Genomic DNA, 23,841 nt, shown 5'->3' with positions numbered 1-23,841 from the left:
TGTTAGTGTTGAGTTTACCAAAAATGAACTAATGTAGGCAGTATTTTAATCTAAAAGAACGTTGTTTCTAGCGGTTGAGATAGGTTTCCAAAGCATTATTCAAACGGGCTAATCGGTCGATAGACTCTGTATCAACTACCGTATCGACTGATTTCTGCTGTTCCAATTGCGAGGCAAACTGTAAGGCACACATGGCCAAAACGTCTTGTTTGTCTCGAACGGCATAGTTTTCCTCAAACTGTTTAATCATCGCATCGATTTTTTTGGCTGCACTGCGCAATCCTTCCTCTTGACTCATGTCAACAGTAAGCGGATAGACACGGTCGGCTATCGATAACTTGATTTTCAGTTTATCGTTCATATTTAATCAGCCAATTGGGCAATGCAATAGTCGATTTCTCGAATAAGCGCATTGATTTTTAGCTTGGTATCTCGTTTATATTCTTCACTGCCTAATAACGAATTGGTCATTTTGAGCGCTTCAAAATCTTTGACAAGCTGGGCATGGGTGGCTTGTTGTTGGGCTAAACTTTGTGTTGAACCCTGCAACTGCTGCTGTAATGCGCGGTTTTTTTGTTCTAAATCGTCCACCTTGGCACACAATCGCAGCACTTTTTTTTCCAGTGCATCAATGATTTCTTTGATTTCACTCATGGGTGACGCCTTTCGTTACTTAATCCCACAAATTTATAACTCTCGGGGTATTTAACCAATAAAAACGACAAAAAATACAATTTATTTTGAAGCGCTTGGCTAAACTTTTGCGATTCAGTATTTTGTAAATTCTTAACAGCAAATGTTTTCATCTCCCAATCCCTTTTGCTATTTTAGCCCAAAGACCTTTTTTTATGCGCAGTTTGCTATTTTTTTGGTGTTCAATTACTTACTTAATCGCTCAGCCGTATCCGCAAGATTATTTTCAATCTCCCCTCGCGATACCCTTACAGCTTTCTGGTAATTTTGGAGAATTGCGTCCGCATCACTTTCATGCTGGTTTTGATTTCAAAACACAACAACGTGAAGGGCTACCGGTATATGCTGCTGCCGAGGGTTATATCTCACGCATTAAAATTGCCACCAATGGCTATGGGAAAGCATTATACATCACGCATCCTAACGGGTATACAACCGTGTACGGACATTTGCAGAAAGCCGTTGGTGTTTTTGAGGCCAAAATCCAAGCCTTGCAATACGAAGCGAAATCTTTTGCTATAGAAGCCTACTTTAAGCCAGGGGAGTTACCTGTCAAAAAAGGGGAACTCATCGCATTGTCGGGCAATACTGGCGGTTCCGACGGGCCCCATTTGCATTTTGAAATACGCGACTCCAAAACGGAGCAAATTATTAATCCCTTGTTTTTTGGATTTGACCTCAAAGATACCAAAGCACCCACTGTAGCCAATGTCATGGTTTATCCTGTGGGTCCCGATGCTGTGGTGAATGAATCCAAACGCCCCGTTCTGTTGAGCCTTTCTCTTCAAGCTGATGGCACGTATATTGCTCAAAAAGTTCAAGCTTCAGGAACCCTTGGTTTTGCCATCAATGCCTATGATCGCGATGATGTATCCTTCAACAACAATGGTACTTACCAAACCCAGTTGTACCACAACGGTCAGCCTAATTTTGAAGTCCTTTTTGATCAAATGGCTTTTGATGAAGCTCGCTATATCAATGCCTACATCGATTATGAACGCTACAAAAAAACCAAACAGCGTTTTCAAAAATTGTTTTACAACTATCCCTATGCTTGGTCCAATTTGCGGAATGTAAAGGCGGGAGGACTCCTTACGGTGACGCCCAATTTGGCCACCACAGCCCGTATTGAAGTGGCTGACTATAACGGAAATAAAACCGTGATTGCCCTGCCCATTTCGTATGCTAACGCTCCCGCAAAAATAGCCGATCCAACTCCTAAAACGCCGTATTTCATCAAGTGTCAAACCGATGCTTTGTTTGAAAAAGACAATGTTTCGGTGTATTTTCCTGCGAAGACCTTTTACGATGATTTTTATTTTCAATTTGACGTAAAAAACAACCAGGTTCAGTTGCATGAGGATATCGTTCCATTGCACCAAAGTTTTACACTGACATGGAAAAATGAATCAATCCCCGCTGCATTGCGCGCCAAAACTTACATCGCAACGGTTCAGGGGACTCGCTTCGGGTACAATCCTACACAAGTCGAGGGGGCTACTTTCACGATGCGCAGCAAAACCCTGGGGAAATTTCAATTGGTTCACGATGTAATACCGCCCAAAATCGCATGGTTTAAACCGCCCAAAAATAAAGATTGGTCGGGCCTAAATGCTTTGCAACTCACCATTTCTGATGAACAATCGGGGGTGGCCAAAGTCAATGGATTTGTCAATGGCGAATGGGTTTTGTTTGAGTACGATCCGAAGTTAAAACGGATTACGCATGTTTTTGAAGAGCGGTTTTTGAAAGCGGGAGACAATAATTTGAAAGTCGAAGTCGTTGACCATGTTGGAAATTCAACTATATTTGAATCCACGTTTAACCGAAATCCAAAAAAATAACTCATTTTGTCGTTATCCAACTATTTTATTGGTCTATTGTTTTTGGCAGTGACCACAGTTTCCATGGCACAAACCGGAAAGATTACGGGTGTGGTTTTGGATGAAAACAACAAACCCATTGAAGGGGCCAACATATCCTACGATATGATTTCTGTCACTTCGGATGCCAACGGATTTTATGTGCTTGAAATTCCAGCCGACCGTAAGATTACCGTTCGGTTCAAACACGTCGCTTTTAAGTCCATTACCGCCAATTTTCAGGTAAAACCCCAAGAGATTCTCGAGTTTAACCCCGTCATGGATAGTGAGCAAGAACAACTCGAAGGGGTGGTCATCACGGGTGTACGTCCCCGAGCACGCGGAATTATTAGCGTAGACCCGCAGGTGGTCCGGCGTATTCCGGGTTTGAATGCGGGTGTCGAAAATGTATTGAAAATTTTAGGAGCGAGTTCCAACAGCGACATGAGTTCGCAATACAGCGTTCGCGGGGGAAACTACGATGAAAATTTGGTGTATGTCAATGAGATAGAGGTCTATCGTCCGTTTTTAATTCGCTCGGGTCAACAAGAAGGTTTGAGTTTTGTGAACAGTGATTTGACCCAAAAAATTGATTTTTTTGCTGGGGGATTTGAAGCGAAATACGGTGATAAAATGTCCTCGGTTCTTGACATTACCTACCGCAATCCAGAAAAGTTTGGCGCCTCTATGGAAGCGAGTTTTTTGGGTGGGGCTGTGTCGGCAGAGGGAGTTTCTAAAGATAAAAAATGGAGTGCCATAGGTGGATTACGGTATCGTGACAATTCTTTGCTCGTCAACAGCCAGGAAACGCAAACCAATTTCCGTCCGCGTTTTATGGATGCTCAAGTGAATATCAATTTCATGCCGGGAGGCAAATGGAACCACAACTTCCTTGGAAATGCTTCGTATAATCGCTACAATTATCAGCCTCTAACTCGCCAAACGAATTTTGGTACCTTGGACGAGCCCATAGCGTTGCAGATTTTTTATGAAGGGCAAGAAGACGACCGTTACCAAACCTTATTTGGCGCCTTTAAGTCGGTCTATCAAGCCAATGAAAATACTACGTATAAAATTATCGCTTCGGCTTTTCATACCCAAGAACAGGAATATTTTGATATTGATGCCTCATATTTTTTGGGGGAAGTGGATGCCAATATTGGATCGGAAACTTTTGGTAATGTTACCTTTAACCGCGCTATTGGGTCGCAGTTGAATCATGCGCGTAACAACCTCGATGCTTTGATTATGAACTTTGAAATCAAGGGATCGCACAATGAAAATCGCAAGCATCGCTTTGATTGGGGAGCTAAGTTTACTCACGAGAATTTTAGAGATCGTTTGGTAGAATGGGAAGTTATTGACTCGGCCGGTTTCTCGATTAATCCGCCGGTGGTTGATATTCCCAATGATCAGCCGTACAATCCTTATGTGGGCCCCTTGGTTCCTTTCCAAAATGTGCGTGCCACCAATTTTGTGGATATCAACCGTCTTTCGGCGTTTGCGCAATGGAACACTCGAACACGCGTTCGACGGGGCATGTTGTATGCTACAGCAGGCGTTCGTGCGCACAATTGGACCGTTTCGGGGCGTGGCTTAGAAACCGTAACGCAAACCGTATTTAGTCCCCGTGTGCAACTCGCCTACAAGCTCGACAGCAAAGACATGTTGTTCCGATTTTCGACAGGATTTTATTACCAACCGCCGTTTTACAGGGAGTTACGCGATATGAGTGGGGTAGTGCAACCGCGGGTGAAAGCCCAACAATCCTTGCATTTTGTGTTGGCCAATGATTACGGGTTTACGATGTGGAATCGTCCCTTTAAATTGGTTTCGGAATTGTATTACAAGGCCATGGATGATGTCAATACCTATACGTTGGAGAATGTACGTATTCGTTACCGCGCCAATAACGATGCAGTAGCGTATGCCTACGGATTGGATGTTCGTTTGAATGGTGAGTTTGTCAAAGGCACCGAATCGTGGTTCACCTTTGGGTATATGAAAACCGAGGAGAATCAAAACAACCGAGGCTACATAGCGCGTCCGACCGATCAACGGTTGAAGTTTGGAATTTTGTTCCAAGACTATATGCCCAATATTCCGAATGTTAAAATCTACATGAATATTGTGTACAACACTGGTTTGCCTGGAGGTTCCCCTTCGTATGCTGATGCCTATGTTTATCAAACGCGTTTACGCGATTATCGTCGGGCGGATGTGGGCTTCTTTTATGTGTTTACCGAGCGCAACGCCCAACGTCCTGCTAGCCATTGGTTGCGCAAGTTCCAGGACTTGTCGTTAGGATTTGAGGTATTTAATATGTTTAACAACCAGAATGCTATTACCAATACATGGGTGCGCGATGCTTACACCAAAAATCAATATGGAATTCCTAATTTTATGACGACGCGTGTGTTCAATCTCCGATTGACGGCTCGACTCTAAACTGAAGTGCTTATGAAACGATTGACTTTTGCCTTGTCACTAGTACTTTTGGTGGGTTGTAAAGAAACCCCACCGCAACCAAAAGTAATTTATTCCAAAAGTTCGACTCCCAAAACGGAGGCGAAAAAAGACGGTACGTTACTAACGTTGTGTGATTTGCCGGTCCAATTTCCAGGGACTTCGGTGTTGTTATTTCCGGTGGGCGAGGTCGCTTTGAACGAGGGGAGTAAAGGTGGAGCGGACTTCAGCAGTAGTCGCTATGATAGCGGAGTAAGTTATCAAGTGTCGAACACCAGCGAGTTTGAAATTGCAGGCAACCTCTCCAATATTAAGTTCCAGGGAAGTCCAAAAGATTCCTTACGCCCTTTGACCGACAAACCGATACGCATTGAGCGTATTACGTATTTGCACGGTTTGGCCGAAAAAGGGAAAGCGAAACTCTTGGTTTATGAAGTACAAGACAACGATACCAATCAGGATGGAATTGTCAATGCCAATGATATTCGCAGTTTGTATGTGAGTACCTTGGACGGGCAACATTTTACCAAACTCACCACGGAGTATCAAGAGTTGATTGATTGGAATTGTTTGGAAGGGTTAGGACGCTTGTATTTTCGCGCTATTGAAGATTTGAATAAAAATGGCGCCTTTGATAAAAAAGATAAAGTGCATTACTACTTTATCGATTTACTTTCACCGACATGGACTCCTCAAGAATACAATCCGCTGCCGTAGCGGATTTTTTTTTGAAACAGGGGGTTGGTTTTCAGCCCCGGGCGCAACGGCATCCTTTGGGGTTTAGCCCAAAGATACAGTGGAGCACGGGTGTGGGCGCGTGCTTGAAAACAGCGGTTCTTGCTGCCTAAAAAACAATACTTAGTCAAAACTCTGTAACGTCACCAATTTGGCGTACGTCCCTTCCAGCGCCATGAGTTCGGCGTGGTTGCCTTGCTCGATGATTTCGCCTTTGTGCAGCACCACAATGGTATCGGCGTTTTGAATGGTCGATAAACGGTGGGCGATGACAATAGACGTGCGGTTTTGCATCATGTTTTCGAGGGCAATCTGCACGGCTTTTTCACTTTCGGTATCGAGGGCTGAGGTGGCCTCATCGAGAATCATGATGGGTGAGTTTTTGAGTACCGCGCGGGCTATGGAAATCCGTTGTTTTTGTCCACCGGAAAGTTTTCCTCCCGCATCTCCGATGTTTGTTTGGAGTCCCATGGGCAATTCCATCACAAAATCATAGGCATTGGCGACCTGCAAGGCATGGATTAATTCGGCTTCAGTAGCTTCGGGTTTTCCGATGCGCAGGTTGTTTTCGATGGTGTCATTGAAAAGAATCGAATCTTGGGTAACCAAGCCCATCAAACGCCGGAGGGCATGAATGTCCATGGTTTTGATGTCAACGCCATCGATGGCAATTTTACCTTCATTGACATCATAAAAACGGGTGAGTAGGTTGGCCAACGTACTTTTTCCGCTGCCCGATTGCCCCACCAAAGCCACTGTTTTTCCTTTGGGAATGGTCAGTGAAAAGTTTTTTAGTACCGGTTCGTCTTGGTAGCCAAAGTTGACCTGTGACAGCGTGATGTTGTCGGTGAAGTCGGATTTTTGAACGGCATTGGGTTCAGACTTCACAGTATTTTCTTCTTCGAGTACTTCAAAAACCCGTTCGGCGGCGGCAATTCCGTTTTTCACGGCATAGGAGGCTTTGGAAATCGCTTTGGCTGGCGTTAGAATGTTGTACGCCAATCCCATAAACGACAAAAATACCGGGCCCGACAAGGATTTGTCTACCAATACTAAGGTTCCGCCATAGACGAGTAAAACGGCTATGGTTATGATGCCCAGTAATTCACTTAAAGGCGAGGCGAGGTTATTTTTCTTCCCGATTTTATTGGAGAGTACTAATAGGCGTTGTACCGATTGTTCGAAGCGGCTTTTAAAGTTTTCTTCGGCCGTATAACTCTTGACGACTTTGAGTCCGGTGAGCGTTTCTTCTAGTAGTGAAATAAGGTATCCTGCTTCGTTTTGGGCGCGAAGGGATTGTGATTTGAGACTTTTTCCAATCAGCGAAATGATAAATCCAGCGATGGGAATGAAAATAAAGACAAACAGGGTGAGTTTCCAACTGATGGTAAACATCATAATGATGGAGAAAATGATGGTAAGCGGTTCTTTGATGATCAGTTCGAGCACCATAAAAAAGGAATTCTGCATTTCTCCTACATCGCCCAGCATTCGCGTCATGACGTCACCTTTCCGTTTTTCGGAAAAAAATGAGATCGGGAGGGCAATGATTTTTTGATACATTTCGTTGCGAATGGTTGCCATAACATTGGTGCGTAAATGCATCATGTGGTAGGAGGCCATGTACCCGGCAATGTTTTTTAGTAAAAACGTTACAATGACAATTGAAACCACCAAGAAAAGGGCATTTTGCGGTGTGCCCGAGTCGGTGAATTGCGTGACTTTATAGTACAAAAGATTCTCGAGGTAGTCCTTTGCTTCTGAAAAATTGGTATAAACAGGTGCTTCGTAGACCTTTTTTGTTTGGTCAAAAAGAACGTTCATCATGGGGATAAGCGTGATAAAGGACAAGGTTCCAAATAACGCATAGAGAATGTTGTAAATAACATTCCCTACCACATGATGTTTGAAGGGGTAGATGTACGGTTTTAGTTTTTGGAGGATTTCTTTCATGCGTCTAAGCCCATATCGGCGATACAATTTTTAATCTTTTCATCCAAAATGGCTTCTACCGCTCCAATTTCTTCTAAGGAAGCGAGAGGCGCATTCACGCTGAAATAAAATTTGATTTTGGGTTCGGTACCACTGGGTCGGGCACAGATTTTACTACCATCTTCCAAATAGTAAATCAATACGTTGGATTTGGGGATGGTGAGTTCAAATTCGCTTCCGTTGAGCACATCGCGTCCTTTGGAGGTTTGATAGTCTTCGATACACACGATGCGTTGGCCGTTGATTTCGGCTACTGGATTTTGGCGCATGTCAATCATCATTTGGTTGATTTCTTGCAGGCCTGAGATTCCTTTTTTGGTGAGCGAAATAAGATGTTCTTTGTAGTATCCGTGATCGAGGTAGAGGTTGAGCAACTCTTGGAAGAGGGAACTGCCCGCGGCTTTGGCTTGAGCGGCAATTTCGCAAACCAAAAGGGTAGCCCCTACGGCATCTTTGTCGCGTACTGCATCACCGACCATGTAGCCAAAACTTTCTTCACCGCCACCGATAAATTGGAGTTCGGGAAAATCTTTGATGAATTTGGCAATCCATTTGAAACCGGTCAATCCCACTTTGCATTCCACCTGATAGGCCGAGGCCAATTCGAGCATCATGGGCGTGGATACGATAGTAGAACCGATGAATTGTTTGCCGTTGATTTTTCCAGCGCGTTTCCATTGTTCCAAGAGGTAGGCGGTCATGATAATCATGGTTTGGTTTCCGTTTAGCAATACCATTTCATTTTGTGTATTGCGCACGGCCACGCCCAGGCGGTCGGAGTCGGGATCGGTTCCAATCACGATATCGGCGCCAATCGCGTCGGCCAATTGCAAGGCCATGGTGAGCGCTTCAGGCTCTTCGGGATTGGGAGACTTTACGGTTGGGAAATCGCCATTGGGTTCGGCTTGTTCTTTTACAATATTTAAATCGGTATACCCTGCAGCGGTTAACACAGCAGGAATCGCTTTGATGGACGTTCCGTGTAGCGAAGTATAGACAATTTTGAGACCTTCTCTGGCTTCTTTTGGCGTGTTGAAACTCGCGTTGGCTAGGGTAGAAGCTACAAATGCCTCATCGATAGCGCTGTCGATGTATTCGATTAAATCGGCATTGGCGGTAAATTGAATCGCATCGTAACGCACATTTTCGATCACCTCAATAATGGCTTCATCTTGGGGCGGTACTAATTGTCCGCCGTCTTGCCAATACACTTTATATCCGTTGTATTCGGGAGGATTGTGCGAGGCTGTCAACACAATACCGGCATGGCATTGTAAATGTTTGAGGGCAAAGGAGAGTTCGGGGGTGGGTCGCAATTCAGAAAACAAGTATACGTGAATTCCGTTGGCCGAAAAGACATCGGCTACAACTTTGGCCAACGTATCACTGTTGTGGCGACAATCGTAGGCGATAACCACTTTGAGTGCTTCACCTGGGAATGCTTGTTTTAAATAATCCGAGAGTCCTTGGGTGTTTTTCCCGAGGGTGTAGCGGTTGATGCGGTTGGTTCCCACACCCATGATGCCGCGCATGCCGCCCGTTCCAAATTCTAAATTTTTATAGAAACTTTCTTCCAATTCTTTCGGATTGGTAGTCATCATTTCTCGAATGGCCGCTTGGGTGGCCTCGTCAAAGGTTGGGGTCAACCATTCGTTTACTTTATTTACTAAGGAGGGTTCCATAGGCATTTTAAACGTATTGTAAGCTTGTGTTAGGTGTTGAATGAATTATCGCTCTTCGGCAATTTTGTAGCGCTCTTCGTTGTTTTTGGTGCGTAGGATAATTTCGCCAAGAAATCCCGCCAAAAAGAGTTGCGTACCAATAATCATCGAAGTAAGGGCAATGTAAAATAAAGGGTTATCGGTGACCAAAATCGTATGGAAACCGGTGTAGAGTTTGATGAGTTTTACCACAATAATGAATCCTGTAGACAGGAATCCGAGGACAAACATCAGGGCTCCGAAGGCACCAAACAAGTGCATGGGTCGTTTGCCATAACGGGAGAGGAACCAAATGGTAATTAAGTCCAAAAACCCGTTGATGAATCGGCTCATTCCAAATTTGGATTCACCGTATTTACGCGCTTGGTGAATGACCACTTTTTCACCAATACGATTGAATCCAGCGTTTTTGGCCAGTACAGGGATATAGCGGTGCATTTCACCTGAGACTTCAACGTTTTTCACCACGAGATTTCGGTAGGCTTTTAGACCACAATTGAAATCGTTAAGGTAAACGCCCGAGGTTTTTCGCGCGGCCCAATTAAAAAGTTTGGAAGGTAAATTCTTGGTGACCACATTGTCGTACCGTTTCTTTTTCCAGCCGGAAACCAAGTCATAATTTTCCTCTGTAATCATTTTATATAAGCCGGGAATTTCATCGGGACTATCCTGTAAATCGGCATCCATAGTAATCACCACATCGCCTTGCGCACGGGCAAAACCGGCATGTAACGCTTGTGATTTGCCATAGTTGCGAAAAAAGCGAATGCCTTTTACACAGGGATTTTCTTGGCACAACGATTCAATAACCGCCCAAGAACGGTCGGTGCTCCCGTCGTCAATAAACAACACTTCATAGGTATACTGGTGTTGGTCCATTACCTTTTTGATCCATTGGTGTAGTTCGGGTAACGATTCTTGTTCGTTGAGTAACGGGATAACGATGGAGATATTCATCTAAAATGTTTGCTCTTTGGATTTAAAAATGGCCGCAAAGATAAGACCTGCAATGGAAACTCCGAGTAAGGCGAAGGCCATACCTTTGATTTGAGTTGCGATTCCAAATTGGTCACTTTCTTTCAGTTCTCGGATGGCCTCTTCCATTTGTTGCTTGGTAGAGCCCATTTTTTGCATTATTTCGACTTGAAATTTTACCGTATGCTCTTTTACAATTTCTTTCGCTTCAACATCGACCACGTTGAATAAAAAGATCATAAAAACAGTGGCTAGGGTTACCCGCAAACCCGCTGCAATAAAATAGGTGGTAAACGCGTCTTTAAAAGTCATTTGTCCGCCCATTTCTTTTTTGGTTTTGTGGAGCATTACGCCGTAGACAATTAAGAAAATCAAAATCTGTCCAAAGCCAATTCCCATATTGACAAACAATTTCAAATCGACGACGTACATAATCGTACTGATTAACATGGTAACAAGTGCTAGCACAATACCATAGTTTACGGCGTTTTTCTTTACAATAGGATTCATATTCCCAATTTTTTTAAGTGAAACAAAGATATAAATTTAACTGAGACATTATGTGTCGCTTGTTTTTCAAAAAAGTTGCAAAATAGATTTGAAAATTGAAAATTAGTTGTATTTTTGCACACTCAAAATTAAAAGGATTACTAAACGTTGCAGCGCGCTGATACCTTTTTGAGAATAAAAGCATCAAGGCTAACTGCTTCATAACTAATAAAAAGATTTACAAGATGAAACAAGGTATTCACCCAGAAAATTACAGATTGGTAGCTTTCAAAGATATGTCAAACGAGGATGTATTTATTACGAAATCTACTGTAGAAACTAAAGAAACTATCGTGGTAGACGGAGTGGAATATCCGGTATTTAAAATGGAGATTTCTCGTACATCTCACCCATTTTATACAGGTAAATCGAAATTGATTGATACGGCAGGACGTATTGATAAATTCAAAACAAAATACGCTAAGCACGGTAAGTAATTCGTATTTATTGTGTGTTCAAATAGAAAAAGCCATCCTTCGGGGTGGTTTTTTTATTGCCTATTTCTTCGTAGTTTTGACCCATTAGCTGAAAAAATCACTCATGAACTATATTCTCTTCGACGGCCCAGTCCGCAATGCCCTTTTACCTTTTACGTTTACTCGACCCGTTTGTGATATTCGCATTGGGATATTGACCATTCGTGAAAAATGGGAAAAATATTTGGGTTCGACCACGACAACACTCACCGAAGAGTACTTGTCGGAAAAGTTTCCTATGGTCGAAATGGAGGCCAATGTCATGCTCAATGGGGCGTATTTACCCAATGCGGTATTGGTAGAAATGGTGCGCAACCTCGAGCCTAATCAAGCGATTATGCGTGGCGAAGACGTGATTGCTTTTTACACCAACGACTCCCAAGAAGAGGTGGATTTTGATACGTATGAAATCCTTGAATTTGAGGATGAGTGTTTAAAAATCGAGCATACCTGGGATATTTTTGCCAAAAATGATGCCGCCCTTCGCGAGGATTTTGAACTGCTCACGGCCGATCGTCATTCACAACCCATACCCAAGTCGGTCAATGTTATCGCTCCCGAACATATTTTTATTGAAGAAGGCGCGCAATTGGAATTTGTTACCTTGAATGCGTCAACGGGACCAATTTATATCGGGAAAAATGCCGAAATCATGGAAGGTTCGGTCATTCGCGGTCCTTTTGCCTTGTGTGAAGAAGCTCAGGTAAAGTTGGCCACCAAGATTTATGGCGCTACTACGGTGGGACCGCATTGTCGCGTGGGCGGTGAGGTCAATAATTCGGTTTTGTTTGCGTATTCCAACAAAGGACACGACGGATTTTTAGGAAATTCGGTGTTGGGCGAATGGTGCAACATTGGCGCTGACAGTAACAATTCTAATTTAAAAAACAACTACGAGGAAGTTCGCTTATGGAGCTACGAAACCGAAAGTTTTGCGCGCACCGGACTTCAATTTTGCGGTTTAATGATGGGTGATCACAGCAAATGCGGTATCAATACCATGTTTAACACCGGAACGGTTGTAGGGGTTTCGTCGAATATCTTTGGGTCGGGATTTCCGCGCAACTTTGTCCCTAGTTTCAGTTGGGGCGGTGCTTCAGGAATGACAACCTATCTCACCAACAAAGCGTTTCAAACGGCCAAAATCGTTATGGCACGCCGTCATGTGGAATTTGATGAAGTCGAGGCGCGTATTTTGGAGCATGTGTTTGAGGAGACGAAGAAGTATCGTTAATGGGTCAATGTGGCGATGTGGCGATGTGTCTATGAGCCGCTGAGTCGCTGAGATTCTGAGCTACTGAGCTAGAGAATGTATTCAAAAAAGGGATGGGTACATTTTCTAATTCGTATAGTGACACATTAGAAAAATCTTTACCTTTGCGGCCGCAATCGCTTGACAACGATTTCAAGGGTTGTGTATACTATGGAACAGCAAAAAAAAGTAGCCTTTTACACCTTAGGCTGTAAGCTCAATTTCTCTGAAACTTCTACAATTGCGAGAAATTTTCAAGACGAAGGATTCGAACGTGTCGATTTTGAAGACGTAGCCGATATTTATGTCATCAACACCTGTTCGGTAACCGACAATGCCGACAAACAATTCAAACAAGTCGTAAAAAAAGCCCTAAAGCGCAATGAAAAAGCGTTCGTGGCCGCTGTAGGTTGTTATGCGCAGTTGAAGCCCGAAGAATTAGCGGCAGTAGATGGCGTCGACTTGGTTTTGGGCGCTACCGAAAAATTTAAAATCACCGATTACATTCACGATTTGTCCAAAAACGACTTGGGCGAGGTGCATTCTTGCGAAATTGAGGAAGCCGATTTCTATGTGGGCAGTTATTCCATTGGCGATCGAACGCGTGCCTTTTTGAAAGTTCAAGACGGCTGTGATTATAAATGTACGTATTGTACCATTCCCTTGGCGCGCGGTATTTCCCGTAGCGATACTATGGAAAATGTGTTGCGCAATGCCGCAGAAATTTCCCAACAAGGGATCAAAGAAATTGTTTTGACGGGGGTCAATATTGGGGATTATGGCAAAGGCGAATTTGGCAACAAAAAACACGAGCATACGTTCTTGGAATTGGTGCAAGCCTTGGATCAAGTAGAGGGTATTGAGCGTTTGCGTATTTCGTCGATCGAACCCAATTTGCTGAAAAACGAAACCATCGAATTTGTTGCGCAGAGTCGCACGTTTGTCCCCCATTTCCATATTCCTTTACAATCGGGGAGTAATGCCATCTTGAAAAAAATGAAGCGCCGTTATTTGCGCGAACTCTACACGGAGCGCGTTGCAAAAATCCGTGAAGTGATGCCCCATGCGTGTATTGGCGTGGATGTGATTGTGGGTTTTCCGGGTGAAACGGATGAACATTTCTTGGAAACCTACCATTTCTTGAACGAACTCGATATTTCCTATTTGCATGTTTTCACCTATTCCGAACGCGATAATACCGAAGCCGCTTTGATGGACGGTGTGGTGCCGCATAATGTTCGCGCCAAACGCAGTAAGATGTTGCGCGGCTTATCGGTCAAAAAACGCCGTGCCTTTTATGAAAGTCAGTTGGGAACCACCCGCACGGTTTTGTTTGAAGGCGAAAACAAAGAAGGCTACATTTATGGGTTTACCGAAAACTATGTGAAAGTAAAAACCCCATGGAATCCCAAATTGGTCAATACCTTACACGAAGTGCAGCTCACCCATATTGACGAACAGGGTAGTGTGCGCATTGCGTTTGTGGAGGTAATACGTTGATGGTTAATCCTCATTCCTTTGTTTGCAATAAGCCTATTTTTTTGGGGATACTACGGGTTTGTTGTAGTCGTTTCCTGTTTTTGGAGTACATGTTCATTTCCCCATTTTTCCATGGCTTCCAGTAAGGGGGCTAAACTTTTTCCCCGTGGCGACAAAGAGTATTCCACTCGAGGCGGAATTTCATTGTATTGAACGCGAATGATCAGTTGGTCTTGCTCCAATTCTTTTAGTTGGTCGGTAAGTACTTTGCGCGAAAGACTTGGGATACGTGCCGCAATTTCACCAAACCGTCGCGTCTCCGTTCGTAAACAATACAAGATGATTGGTTTCCATTTGCCACCGATTAATTCCAATACTGCACTTACGGGACAAAGGTTGGTTTTTTCCTTCGTTGAGGGTATAGTTACTTTCATGTTACCAGTTTAAATTAAGTTACCTTTTGGTAACAAGTTACTTTTTTAAACTATTACTAGTTACTTTGCGTAACAAATATACGAAGTAATGAATTTAAACACAAAAAACATGATTTTAGTTACCGGCGCTTCAGGTCATTTTGGATCTACGGCCATTCACACCCTTTTAGAAAACGGCATTCCCGCTTCACAGATTAAAGCTCTTGTTCGAACCCCTGCTGCGGCTGAACCTTGGCACCCATTGGGGATTGAGGTTGCTTTGGGGGATTATGATGATTATGCGTCATTGATCAAAGCTTTTACAGGCGTTTCAAAAGTTCTTTTTGTTTCCAGCAGCGACCTTGGCCATCGTTTGTCGCAACATCGCAATGTAGTTTTGGCGGCTAAAGAAGTTGGCGTAGCACATTTGATTTACACCAGTTTTCAACGCACAACAGAATCATCGGCTTCTCCTTTATGGGGAGTGGCGGAATCGCATTTGCAAACGGAACGTTGGATTGAAGATAGCGGCATTCCGTATACTTTTTTGCGAAACAATTTGTATTTGGACTTCTTACCGGCCTTTATTGGGGCAGAGGTGTTGCAAACGGGAGTTATTTTTGTACCCGCGGGAACAGGGCGTATTAGTGCTGTACTTCGTTCGGAAATGGCTGAGGCCGCTGCCAAAATCGTGCTCACCCCAGGGCATGAAGGGAAAGTATATTCGTTTTCACATACAGAATCGGTCTCGTATGAAACGATTGCACAGCACTTAGCAGCACTTTCTGGAAAGTCGGTGGTGTATGTATCTCCCGAAGTAGACGTTTATGCAAAAACCCTAGCCGAGTTTGGTGTACCGGCTGAAAGTATCGGTATTTTTTCAAGTTTCGCGTTGGCCCAAGCGAGTGGCGAATTGGATGCTCCGAGTACCGATTTGGCGACTATTTTGGGGCGACCGCTTACGCCGATTTTGGAGTATATTACAAACATATATTTCCCAACCCAAGCATAATTTCAAGTCAGAAGGGATGTAATTCCCCAAAAATTAAACCGGTAGCTGAAGGATCAGTACCGGTTTTTTTATTGGAGCGTATTGTTTTAGTATTTACTTTGAAAATGGAGTCGCGTTATCCGAAAAACATCAAATCCGTATTGCTCGATAAATTCGTATTTATGGCGGCCGGGTTGTTTGAAGTCCATAATTTTTTCGGCGGCAATTTCGTAGTACACGCCGGGGCCTTCGAGCATGAATCGATTGCCGGTAGTACGGTAGGCCGCGCGGATGAGTTGAAACTCTGCGAGGTTCCAGGTGGTGTTGTCAGGATCGAGTTGGCTCGAACCCGTCATGAATCCTTCGGTGATTTCGGTGGTACAGCCGTAGTATTTTTCGATGTGTTCAAAAAAATCGAGAACGGCATCGCGAAGTTGGTCAGCGCTCATGATACTTTGGGGAATAAAAAAGCCGCTTCAGGGGAAACGGCCTATAGGGGTTTGATTAAATCCGAATGCCGGGGGGAAGTAAATCGCGGTAGGTGGGATGTTTCCGCATAAAAGCCGCTACTTTAGGGAAAACGGGAACGACTTTTAATTTACGTTCGTAAGCGATTTCCATAATATTTTTCAATAATTCGGTCACAAAAGCTTCATTTTCTGTACCGTTAATGCGGGTCAGGAAGATTTTTTTCTCCTGAAAGGAATATTCCACAGAAACTAATTCCCCATTGAACGTCGTTTCAAATTGACGGGCAAAGGTGTTATCCTTAATTTCCATTTGTTCCAAAATTAACTCTGAGTTCATCTTGTTTACGTAGTATTCATTAATTTTAGGCAAATTTCGGAATAATTTGGAAAACTCCCATCGTTCTGTACGTTAAATCTTTTAGTATGAAGCCCATCCCTGTTTATTTTATGCCCGGACTTGCAGCGAGCACTTCTATTTTTGCGCGCATTTCCTTACCAAAGGAATCGTTTGAAATTCATTTGTTGGAGTGGTTTTTGCCCGAACCCGAGGAAACATTAGCGTCGTATGCCCAGCGGATGGCGGCTCAGGTTCACGATCCCACAGCGATTTTGGTTGGGGTATCGTTTGGCGGGATTTTGGTACAAGAAATGCAGGCTTATTTGCAACCCCGCAAGGTTGTTATTATTTCCAGTGTCAAATCGAAACACGAATTCCCCCGTCGTTTTAAAGTAGCGCGAACCACCAAAGCCTATAAATTATTGCCTACGGGTTGGCTTCAAGATGTGGAAAAATTGGTCAAGTATGCTTTTGGGGATTCGCTGAAACGCAAATTGCATTTGTATGAACAGTTTTTACACATGCGCGACAAGCGTTACTTGGACTGGGCGATTGAGCAGGTTATTTGTTGGGATCGTACAATTCCCGATCCGTCGGTTATTCATATACACGGTACACACGATGAGGTTTTTCCTCCGAAACATATTACCCACTACATTCCTGTAAAAGACGGTACTCATGCCATGATTTTGAGTAAATACCGCTGGCTCAATTTGCATTTGCCCTCCATTTTGGCCGAAGAATAGGGGGTTTGGACTGATTTTTGTAGTTTTGTAACAATTCTTTGTAGCATGGATACGAAACCGTGCGCTGCTGCGTTGAACTAAAAAACTTTGTCCTATGAAACCGATACGTTGGATGGCTACAGGAGCCTTGGCCGTGGTACTTACCAGTCTTTTTATTTTTGCCCTTTCGGGGGATGCGCGCAAAGCACTACTTCGCGAAGGGACGTCGCAGTATTTTCCGCCGAAGGTTGATTTTGCAGGCGAACCCACGCCCTTGCATTTGGCCGATGTGAAAGAACGATTTGATCGCGAGTTGCTGGTGAATGCCAATTTACATTCGTCGACCTTACTGATTATGAAGCGTGCCAATCGCGCCTTTCCGGTGATGGAACCTATATTGAAGCAGTATGGTGTGCCTGATGATTTCAAATATTTGGCGGTTATTGAGAGTGCCTTGACCAATGCGGTCTCGTCGGCGGGCGCACGCGGGGTTTGGCAGTTTATGCCCGATACGGCCAAAGAAAAAGGTATGGAGGTCACCGAAACGGTAGACGAACGCTATCATTTACAAAAATCGACAGAAGCGGCTTGCAAATATTTGTTGGCGGCCAAAGCAAAATTTGGTTCTTGGACGTTGGCTGCGGCGAGTTACAACGGTGGGATGAGTGGCATTACGCGCAAATTGGAAGAACAAGGGGTGACGGACTATTACGATCTTTTGTTGACCGATGAAACCCACCGGTATGTGTTTCGAATTTTGGCCTTAAAGGCGATTATGCAAAATCCGAAGCTGTATGGTTTTGATTTGAGTCAGCACGAATTGTATGAAAATTTACCCACCAAAATCGTTGAAGTTGACAGTTCGATTACCGATTTGGCGAAGTTTGCCAAAATGCAAGGGGTCAATTACAAAATCTTAAAAATCCACAATCCATGGTTACGCGACAAGAAGTTGGTCAACCCTGGGAAAAAGAAATACCAGATTGAGATTCCTACGGAAGGGTATTAGGAATTATGAGTTATGAGTTATGAATTAAGGTGCTCCTTGGCGCCTTTTTTTATATTTGAGAATTACTACAGGAGCCAATTTCAATCTATCCCTAGGTGTTGCACTCGAGGCTTTAGCCGAACAGACGAAGTAAATCCGCGCTAGCGGTCAGTCTAATACGTAATGAAGATTTAGGTGAGATAGAAGGCGACCTAAAAGTTAAACTAAGAAAACACCCTTTTAATTATGAATCAAATAATTAAATTCAGTTTATGTTTTTATGTTTTTTTATCTTCTCAAAATTATTTGGACAAAATACAAGATAAAGAAATGGATGAAGTATTTAAATCTTGGAATACTTCGACAATCAATTCTATAGAAAAACAGATTAGTCAAGCTAAAAATGAAACATTTAAGTATGTCTGTGAGAATAGAAAAAAATCCTTGAAAGGCTACTGGGAGATTGATGAATTTAATCAGGTCAACATAAATTCAATTAGGTATGAATTTTTGAATAAAATCATACGCTTTAAAAATTCTAATGATTTTTATGTCATTGAAGCTAATAAATCTGGTGAATATGTCACTATCCAAAATTATCTTATTTATAAAAAAAATAAGAAGGTTGAAATATTCAGATTTGAATACATTAAAGGTGAAGGATGGAAATTAATGGAAAAGTTTTCAATTAAAGGAAATGTGGAAATAACTCCTGAAAAATATTATCTTGAATTTGGTTCTGGAGTTAATCATAGCGATGTTATAATCACTCATTTTGCGAACAAATGTGTTGATGAATCATACTATTATGTTTACTCTACAATGGGTAATTTTTCATTGCTATTTAATTTTCTTTAACCTCGATGACGTTAATTTTCAATCCGTGCCCTCTGTAAAAGTAAAAAATTGATCAAATTTCTGATAGTATATTTAATTTTGAGATTTGATTGATATGTCAATGTATAGGATTTTCAAGGATTGTAAATCCGCGCTGTCGGGTTTCCAATACAGGTGCTGAAGTAGTTAAACGTAAAGAGGATAAAACAAATGGTAGTTAAAATAAAAAAATACTGGCTTTGGATATCTTTAGTCGGCTTAATTATATTTCTTATAATCAGAAATAATAGTAATATTAATGATTTGAAAGTAAATGGTAAACAAACAAAAGCTTTTTTTTATGAAGTAAAAAGCATTGGTTCCAAAGGTACTATTCGAGGGTTTTATAGATTTGAAGTTGAAGGAAGTTTTTATAATGGTTTTTATGATAATGATAACTTAAAAAAGTATGATAGTATAGATGTAATATACCTTCCTAATGATCCAAATAAAAATCAAGCAAAACCATTTGTAGATAATTACAATTAATTTCAAAGAAAGTTTAATTAACCCGAAAGCCCGATTTTCAATCTTCGCCCACACGGTAAAAAGCAGAAACTATATCTGATAGCACCGATTGCACACGAGGCTTGCGCTGAATAGATGAAGTAAATCCATGATCGAGGCATAATTATAAAGTGATTATGAAAAATATTGTAGAAAATTTAATCTATGTTATGCGTTCTGAAAATGAAGATAAATCTTTGTCTGCAATTACATCTTTAGGTTTATTAGTTGAAAGGCACATTCAAGATCGGTATAGCGATGTTGATTATCTACATCTATTCCATAATGATATTCAAATTTATAATCTTAAACTTAGTGATAATGAAGTTAATTTGATCCTTGAAAATGTGTTGTTTGAATTATTTCATAACGTTAATAAAAACGCTGTTTCGTTAGCATGGTGCCTCGGTAAATTTCATGATAAGTACATTTTGTCAGATTTTTTAAAGCTTTTTAAAATTTATAAAAATGATGATGATGTTTTTTTACAATTATTGTTTTCATTGATTTCAATATACGATTTAAGAGAAATAGCGAATACTTTAAATTTCGAATTTGAAAAAATTGATTTTAGTAAGTTAATGAAATCACAAGAATACCTTATGGAGTTATCTTCAGTTTTCCAAGAATTAAAACCCCGAAAGCCCGATTTTCAATCTTCGCCCACACGGTAAAAGGCAAAAACGTCATCTAAATGTAGTATATTCAACTTTGAGATTTGATTGATATGTCAATGTATAGGATTCTTACGAATTGCACTCGAGGCTTTAGCCGAACAGACGAAGTAAATCTGCGCTAGTGGGTAGGAGGCACACCACGAATAAATTACAAGCCAAGAGTTGGTTTCTATGATGTAAATAACAATCCGATAATCACTATTCTTTTTTCAGTTTTACATAATGCAATTGACAAAATTAATGCACAATGGGAAAAATATTAACGGCAACAATAATTCTGACCTTGATTAGTTCCTGCGTTTTAAATAGAGACCATGGAAAAGACATTCATACAGAATACATGGACTTTAATTTTAAGGAAAGTCACAATGAATTCATTTATAAATCGAAAATTAATGCTATTGCTGACAACGATATATACTACAAAACAAATTTTAGCATAAAGCTTCCCAAGAATCTCAAGAATTGGCAAATTTCAAGCAATGAATTTTTCTTTGAGTATAGCGGGAAAGAAATAATTTATATCAATTCTGGATATAAAAACAAAGGCCAAGCTGGAAAATGGGTAATTAGAGATACAAATGATGACGAAATTTTTAATACACTAAATTCTTATTGGACTAAAAGGAAATATAGTGAAGGAAATTTAAAAGTTTTCAACTCAAGTCGTGTTTCAAAAGTATATACTGATGGAAAAGCACTGATTTTGCTCTATAATATAAAGAAAGAAAATTTTGAGAAGTACTTTGAGCTTATAAAAAGCTTTGAATATATAGAATAGATAAGCTTTAATATTCTCTGTTCCCCGATAGCGCAGATTTACAATTTTCGCCCACACAGTAAAAGGCAAAAACGTCATCTAAATGTAGTATATTCAACTTTGATATTTGATATATGTGTCAATGTAAAGGATTCTTACGAATTGCACTCGAGGCTTTAGCCGAACAGACGAAGTAAATCCGCGCTAGTGGGTAGTTCCACACATACTAATCCAAATACTCAGCAATATAGGTCATGGTTGCAGCATGCTATTTCAAGGTCTAAAGCAAATAAAAATACAAACAGGATAAAGGGATTTTTGCAAGTTGATAGAAATGTAAAAACTGGGGAAAAATGAAATATAAGTTGTTTTTTTTGTTAATGATTTCTCTTTTTGGGTGTTCGAAAAGAACGGCTGATTGTGAGATAATAATTTCTGATTATGCTGTTTATAGTGGTTATGGAGTAGTCAATTTTAGTTACAGTAGAACTGGAGAAATAAGGTACATCGAATTTTATCCAATCTGTACTAATAATATTGAATGTGTTGAAAGAGAAAATATTACTAATTCAAGTTTTGGAGAGGGAATTGTTATTAGAGAAAATACAAATTCTAAAATATGGAATACTCTTATTAAAGACAAAAGTATAATTAAAAATGACGAGGAATACGGAAAAGCCTTAATTTACATAGAGTTTAAATCAAAGATTGAGAATAATAAAACACCAAAAAAATTTAAAAACTTTATTTCTTTATTTAATAAAAATTTCAATCTCATTATTGTAGATATTGGATTATATAATGTGGATACTCAAAAAATTAAAGTTATCAAAGGGATAAAGTAGTTTGATGATCTTCTAATTTGCAATTTTATATTAGTGTCGTCGTTAATCCCGATAGCGCTAATTTTCAATCTTCGCCCACACGGTAAAAGGCAAACACGTCATCTAAATGTAGTATATTCAACTTTGAGATTTGATATATGTGTCAATGTAAAGGATTCTTACGAATTGTAAAACCGCGCTAGCGAGTAAGAAATCATGCAAGAATTAAAAAATAATACAAATGGAAATTAATAAATATCTTCTATCCTTAATTGCTCTGTTGTTTATATCAAGTTGTAACCAACAAATAAATAAAGATGAAAGTAATAACATTGACGAATTAGAAATAACAAGTGATTCAATTAGCAATGATACTCTTCGAAAAGAAATAAATAATAATTCTTCGAATAGTGTAATTTTAAAAAAAGATACATTAAAAAACGCTACAAAAGTTCAATATGAAATCATAGAAACTAAAGAAAGAGTCTATTATTTTGAATATTCAGAAAATAATCAAAAACTAAAAAAGTTTGTTTTTGACAATAAAGTGAATATAAAAATTGAAAAAGGAGATAAAAGTATTTTTGAAATCAAAATTTCTAAGGATGACTTTAAAAAATATATTCCTAGTGGTTTAGATGATTATCAATTTTCAATATTTAACATTGAAAAACTGACCGATAAAGAGAGTGTTTTTTTTGTAAATATTTGTAAGCCAGAAACAGATAACTGTTACACATTTAATTTTATAGTTAAAAATAATAATGAAATAGAAATAAAGGAAGTTTTTTTTGATGATGAAGAAAATGAAGGATAATTTATAATGAAAATTTATTATTTCCCCCGCTACGCAAAATGTTCCTTTTATGCGCAGCGGGTTTTACACCTGTGATTGATGATGTAATTGGCAATGATGTTTTGAAAAACACAACAAAGCCAAATTAACAGTAATTGAAGGAGCTGTTTCGTCGGATAAGAATAAAAACAAATAAATTATGAATGATTACTTTTTAAAAGGAATATTGTTTTTAATAATGTCGATTATAGGCTGCGTATATCATAGATGGTGGAAAAGTGATAAAAAGAAAAAAGGGTTAAAACTTTTTGGATATGATAAAACGGTTAGAATAGTTGATGACTGGGGTTTTATTATCCTTACAGCATTGGGTGCAATTATTTGTTTTATTGCAGCATTTAAAAATTAATAAAAATGAAAGAAATAATTAGTTTAATAGCACCTTTGATAGGTGTGGTTTTGGGTATTGTTATTAAATTGAGTAAAAATGAAAATCATACTTCTACCCCGCTTCGCAAAGTGTTCCTTTTATGCACAATGCTTAGCATCCCGAAAGCTATCGGGATGCGCAGCGGGGGCAATTGAGAAACGGGCAATCGCCTACAACTATGTTTATACAAATTATGGAAAATGAAAATTAAGTTGTGTTTTTTAATTATGTTTTTTTTTGTATAGGATATTTATTCTCAAACAGAAGATGATATTATTGACAATAAGTATTTAAGTGCTATAATTTACTTAAAAACAAATGACGAAATCGTAAAAAAAGTAAATAATTTTCATGGATATTGGCTTAAAAACAAGAAAATTAAACAAAGTTATGTAATTGATTTTAATATCTCAAAGTACATTAAATTTATGCCAATAAATGATTTTACTGAAGAAGACTCAAATGGAGCTAAGTCATATCGTGAGAAATATTTTTTTAAAAGTGAAGAGAATTTATTACTAGAAAAAATATTACCTAAATCAGATTCTAAACTTTACTTAATTTTTTCAAAACCAATTGATAACTACCTTTGTGCAGAATTCATATTGAATACAGGCTTTGAAATAGATTTAGTGGATAACATAAATGGTCCAGTAATGAGACTTATGTTTATATTTGACAATAATAACGTAATAAAAGAAGTTAAGCAGTACATTAGTTATATAAATTAAATTCCCCGCTACAGCACGAATCTTTCATATAAGTTATAGAATAACCACAAAACCCTATGGCGCGGATTTTCAATCCGTGCCCACAAAGTAAAAACCAAAGACTAGGCTGATGAACT

27 protein-coding genes are annotated in these 23,841 nt (G+C 40.1%); 18 read left to right on the top strand and 9 right to left on the bottom strand.

What is annotated here, in order from left to right; all coding sequences use genetic code 11:
- Positions 1 to 67 precede the first annotated feature (67 nt).
- Together BUC17_RS08195 and BUC17_RS08190 are read right to left on the bottom strand one after the other, a co-directional pair.
- Complete coding sequence (locus BUC17_RS08195; protein WP_073363264.1) at positions 68 to 361, bottom strand: cell division protein ZapA; 294 nt, start codon at positions 359 to 361, stop codon at positions 68 to 70.
- A 2-nt stretch (positions 362 to 363) separates the two neighbouring features.
- Positions 364 to 654 carry a hypothetical protein gene (locus BUC17_RS08190; RefSeq protein ID WP_073363262.1) on the bottom strand — a complete coding sequence of 97 codons (291 nt, stop codon included), beginning with the start codon at positions 652 to 654 and terminating at the stop codon, positions 364 to 366.
- Between the two features lie 194 nt (positions 655 to 848).
- On the opposite strand from BUC17_RS08190, the gene BUC17_RS08185 reads away from it, so the two are divergent.
- The 3 genes from BUC17_RS08185 (at position 849) to BUC17_RS08175 (ending at position 5,738) form a co-directional block, all read left to right on the top strand.
- Positions 849 to 2,537 carry a M23 family metallopeptidase gene (locus tag BUC17_RS08185; protein ID WP_073363260.1) on the top strand — a complete coding sequence of 563 codons (1,689 nt, stop codon included), beginning with the start codon at positions 849 to 851 and terminating at the stop codon, positions 2,535 to 2,537.
- A 63-nt stretch (positions 2,538 to 2,600) separates the two neighbouring features.
- Positions 2,601 to 5,003, top strand: coding sequence for a TonB-dependent receptor (locus BUC17_RS08180; protein WP_073363259.1), 2,403 nt, complete (start codon positions 2,601 to 2,603; stop codon positions 5,001 to 5,003).
- Between the two features lie 12 nt (positions 5,004 to 5,015).
- Positions 5,016 to 5,738: a hypothetical protein gene (locus tag BUC17_RS08175; RefSeq protein ID WP_073363257.1), complete on the top strand. Its 723-nt coding sequence runs from the start codon at positions 5,016 to 5,018 to the stop codon at positions 5,736 to 5,738.
- A 141-nt stretch (positions 5,739 to 5,879) separates the two neighbouring features.
- On the opposite strand, the gene BUC17_RS08170 is transcribed toward BUC17_RS08175, so the two are convergent.
- From BUC17_RS08170 to BUC17_RS08155, 4 genes are read right to left on the bottom strand one after another with little or no spacing between them, the layout of a single operon-like run.
- The gene (locus BUC17_RS08170) at positions 5,880 to 7,709 is read right to left on the bottom strand and encodes an ABC transporter ATP-binding protein (RefSeq protein WP_073363256.1); all 1,830 of its coding nucleotides are present in this window, start codon (positions 7,707 to 7,709) and stop codon (positions 5,880 to 5,882) included.
- Entirely contained in the window at positions 7,706 to 9,436 is a 1,731-nt protein-coding gene (locus BUC17_RS08165; protein WP_073363254.1) for a phospho-sugar mutase, read from the bottom strand. Before BUC17_RS08165 ends, BUC17_RS08170 begins: the two co-directional genes overlap by 4 nt.
- A 39-nt stretch (positions 9,437 to 9,475) precedes the next feature.
- Positions 9,476 to 10,426 carry a glycosyltransferase family 2 protein gene (locus BUC17_RS08160; protein ID WP_073363253.1) on the bottom strand — a complete coding sequence of 317 codons (951 nt, stop codon included), beginning with the start codon at positions 10,424 to 10,426 and terminating at the stop codon, positions 9,476 to 9,478.
- Positions 10,427 to 10,954 (bottom strand): DUF4199 domain-containing protein, encoded by a 528-nt coding sequence (locus BUC17_RS08155; RefSeq protein WP_073363252.1) that lies wholly within the window; start codon positions 10,952 to 10,954, stop codon positions 10,427 to 10,429.
- A gap of 224 nt (positions 10,955 to 11,178) precedes the next feature.
- On the opposite strand from BUC17_RS08155, the gene BUC17_RS08150 reads away from it, so the two are divergent.
- The 3 genes from BUC17_RS08150 to mtaB all read left to right on the top strand — a co-directional run bounded on the left by BUC17_RS08150 (position 11,179) and on the right by mtaB (position 14,221).
- Positions 11,179 to 11,430: a type B 50S ribosomal protein L31 gene (locus BUC17_RS08150; protein WP_073363251.1), complete on the top strand. Its 252-nt coding sequence runs from the start codon at positions 11,179 to 11,181 to the stop codon at positions 11,428 to 11,430.
- A 103-nt stretch (positions 11,431 to 11,533) separates the two neighbouring features.
- The gene (locus tag BUC17_RS08145; RefSeq protein WP_073363249.1) at positions 11,534 to 12,703 is read left to right on the top strand and encodes a GlmU family protein; all 1,170 of its coding nucleotides are present in this window, start codon (positions 11,534 to 11,536) and stop codon (positions 12,701 to 12,703) included.
- Positions 12,704 to 12,892: 189 nt separating this feature from the next.
- Positions 12,893 to 14,221 carry a tRNA (N(6)-L-threonylcarbamoyladenosine(37)-C(2))-methylthiotransferase MtaB gene (mtaB, locus tag BUC17_RS08140; RefSeq protein WP_073363248.1) on the top strand — a complete coding sequence of 443 codons (1,329 nt, stop codon included), beginning with the start codon at positions 12,893 to 12,895 and terminating at the stop codon, positions 14,219 to 14,221.
- A 50-nt stretch (positions 14,222 to 14,271) separates the two neighbouring features.
- Here the strand turns inward: mtaB and BUC17_RS08135 are convergent, their stop codons facing one another.
- Positions 14,272 to 14,634, bottom strand: coding sequence for a winged helix-turn-helix transcriptional regulator (locus tag BUC17_RS08135; protein ID WP_073363246.1), 363 nt, complete (start codon positions 14,632 to 14,634; stop codon positions 14,272 to 14,274).
- 109 nt (positions 14,635 to 14,743) lie between these two features.
- On the opposite strand from BUC17_RS08135, the gene BUC17_RS08130 reads away from it, so the two are divergent.
- Positions 14,744 to 15,625, top strand: a complete 882-nt coding sequence (locus BUC17_RS08130; RefSeq protein WP_073363365.1) for an SDR family oxidoreductase — start codon at positions 14,744 to 14,746, stop codon at positions 15,623 to 15,625.
- An 86-nt stretch (positions 15,626 to 15,711) separates the two neighbouring features.
- On the opposite strand, the gene BUC17_RS08125 is transcribed toward BUC17_RS08130, so the two are convergent.
- Positions 15,712 to 16,053 (bottom strand): hypothetical protein, encoded by a 342-nt coding sequence (locus tag BUC17_RS08125; protein WP_073363244.1) that lies wholly within the window; start codon positions 16,051 to 16,053, stop codon positions 15,712 to 15,714.
- 55 nt (positions 16,054 to 16,108) lie between these two features.
- Positions 16,109 to 16,384 (bottom strand): GNAT family N-acetyltransferase, encoded by a 276-nt coding sequence (locus tag BUC17_RS08120; protein ID WP_073363363.1) that lies wholly within the window; start codon positions 16,382 to 16,384, stop codon positions 16,109 to 16,111.
- Between the two features lie 113 nt (positions 16,385 to 16,497).
- Between BUC17_RS08120 and BUC17_RS08115 the strand changes: the two genes are divergently transcribed.
- The 11 genes from BUC17_RS08115 (at position 16,498) to BUC17_RS08075 (ending at position 23,725) form a co-directional block, all read left to right on the top strand.
- Positions 16,498 to 17,157, top strand: a complete 660-nt coding sequence (locus BUC17_RS08115; protein WP_073363243.1) for an alpha/beta hydrolase family protein — start codon at positions 16,498 to 16,500, stop codon at positions 17,155 to 17,157.
- 94 nt (positions 17,158 to 17,251) lie between these two features.
- Positions 17,252 to 18,145: a lytic transglycosylase domain-containing protein gene (locus BUC17_RS08110; protein ID WP_073363241.1), complete on the top strand. Its 894-nt coding sequence runs from the start codon at positions 17,252 to 17,254 to the stop codon at positions 18,143 to 18,145.
- Positions 18,146 to 18,370: 225 nt separating this feature from the next.
- The gene (locus BUC17_RS08105) at positions 18,371 to 18,982 is read left to right on the top strand and encodes a hypothetical protein (protein ID WP_073363239.1); all 612 of its coding nucleotides are present in this window, start codon (positions 18,371 to 18,373) and stop codon (positions 18,980 to 18,982) included.
- A gap of 189 nt (positions 18,983 to 19,171) precedes the next feature.
- Complete coding sequence (locus BUC17_RS08100) at positions 19,172 to 19,489, top strand: hypothetical protein (protein WP_073363238.1); 318 nt, start codon at positions 19,172 to 19,174, stop codon at positions 19,487 to 19,489.
- A gap of 155 nt (positions 19,490 to 19,644) precedes the next feature.
- The gene (locus BUC17_RS08095) at positions 19,645 to 20,181 is read left to right on the top strand and encodes a hypothetical protein (protein WP_143161759.1); all 537 of its coding nucleotides are present in this window, start codon (positions 19,645 to 19,647) and stop codon (positions 20,179 to 20,181) included.
- A 250-nt stretch (positions 20,182 to 20,431) separates the two neighbouring features.
- Positions 20,432 to 20,965: a hypothetical protein gene (locus BUC17_RS08090; protein ID WP_073363234.1), complete on the top strand. Its 534-nt coding sequence runs from the start codon at positions 20,432 to 20,434 to the stop codon at positions 20,963 to 20,965.
- A 332-nt stretch (positions 20,966 to 21,297) separates the two neighbouring features.
- Positions 21,298 to 21,789 (top strand): hypothetical protein, encoded by a 492-nt coding sequence (locus BUC17_RS08085; RefSeq protein WP_073363233.1) that lies wholly within the window; start codon positions 21,298 to 21,300, stop codon positions 21,787 to 21,789.
- Between the two features lie 220 nt (positions 21,790 to 22,009).
- The gene (locus tag BUC17_RS08080) at positions 22,010 to 22,585 is read left to right on the top strand and encodes a DUF4738 domain-containing protein (RefSeq protein WP_073363231.1); all 576 of its coding nucleotides are present in this window, start codon (positions 22,010 to 22,012) and stop codon (positions 22,583 to 22,585) included.
- 178 nt (positions 22,586 to 22,763) lie between these two features.
- Positions 22,764 to 22,973, top strand: coding sequence for a hypothetical protein (locus tag BUC17_RS13995; RefSeq protein WP_143161758.1), 210 nt, complete (start codon positions 22,764 to 22,766; stop codon positions 22,971 to 22,973).
- 5 nt (positions 22,974 to 22,978) lie between these two features.
- Positions 22,979 to 23,149 carry a hypothetical protein gene (locus BUC17_RS14085; RefSeq protein WP_159433939.1) on the top strand — a complete coding sequence of 57 codons (171 nt, stop codon included), beginning with the start codon at positions 22,979 to 22,981 and terminating at the stop codon, positions 23,147 to 23,149.
- 273 nt (positions 23,150 to 23,422) lie between these two features.
- Positions 23,423 to 23,725 (top strand): hypothetical protein, encoded by a 303-nt coding sequence (locus BUC17_RS08075; RefSeq protein ID WP_073363229.1) that lies wholly within the window; start codon positions 23,423 to 23,425, stop codon positions 23,723 to 23,725.
- Positions 23,726 to 23,841 lie beyond the last annotated feature (116 nt).

The organism is Flavobacterium fontis, from assembly GCF_900129405.1.
GTDB lineage: Bacteria > Bacteroidota > Bacteroidia > Flavobacteriales > Flavobacteriaceae > Flavobacterium > Flavobacterium fontis.
The sequence above is the reverse complement of the archived record's forward strand: the minus strand, read 5'-3'. Positions and strand labels throughout refer to the sequence as shown.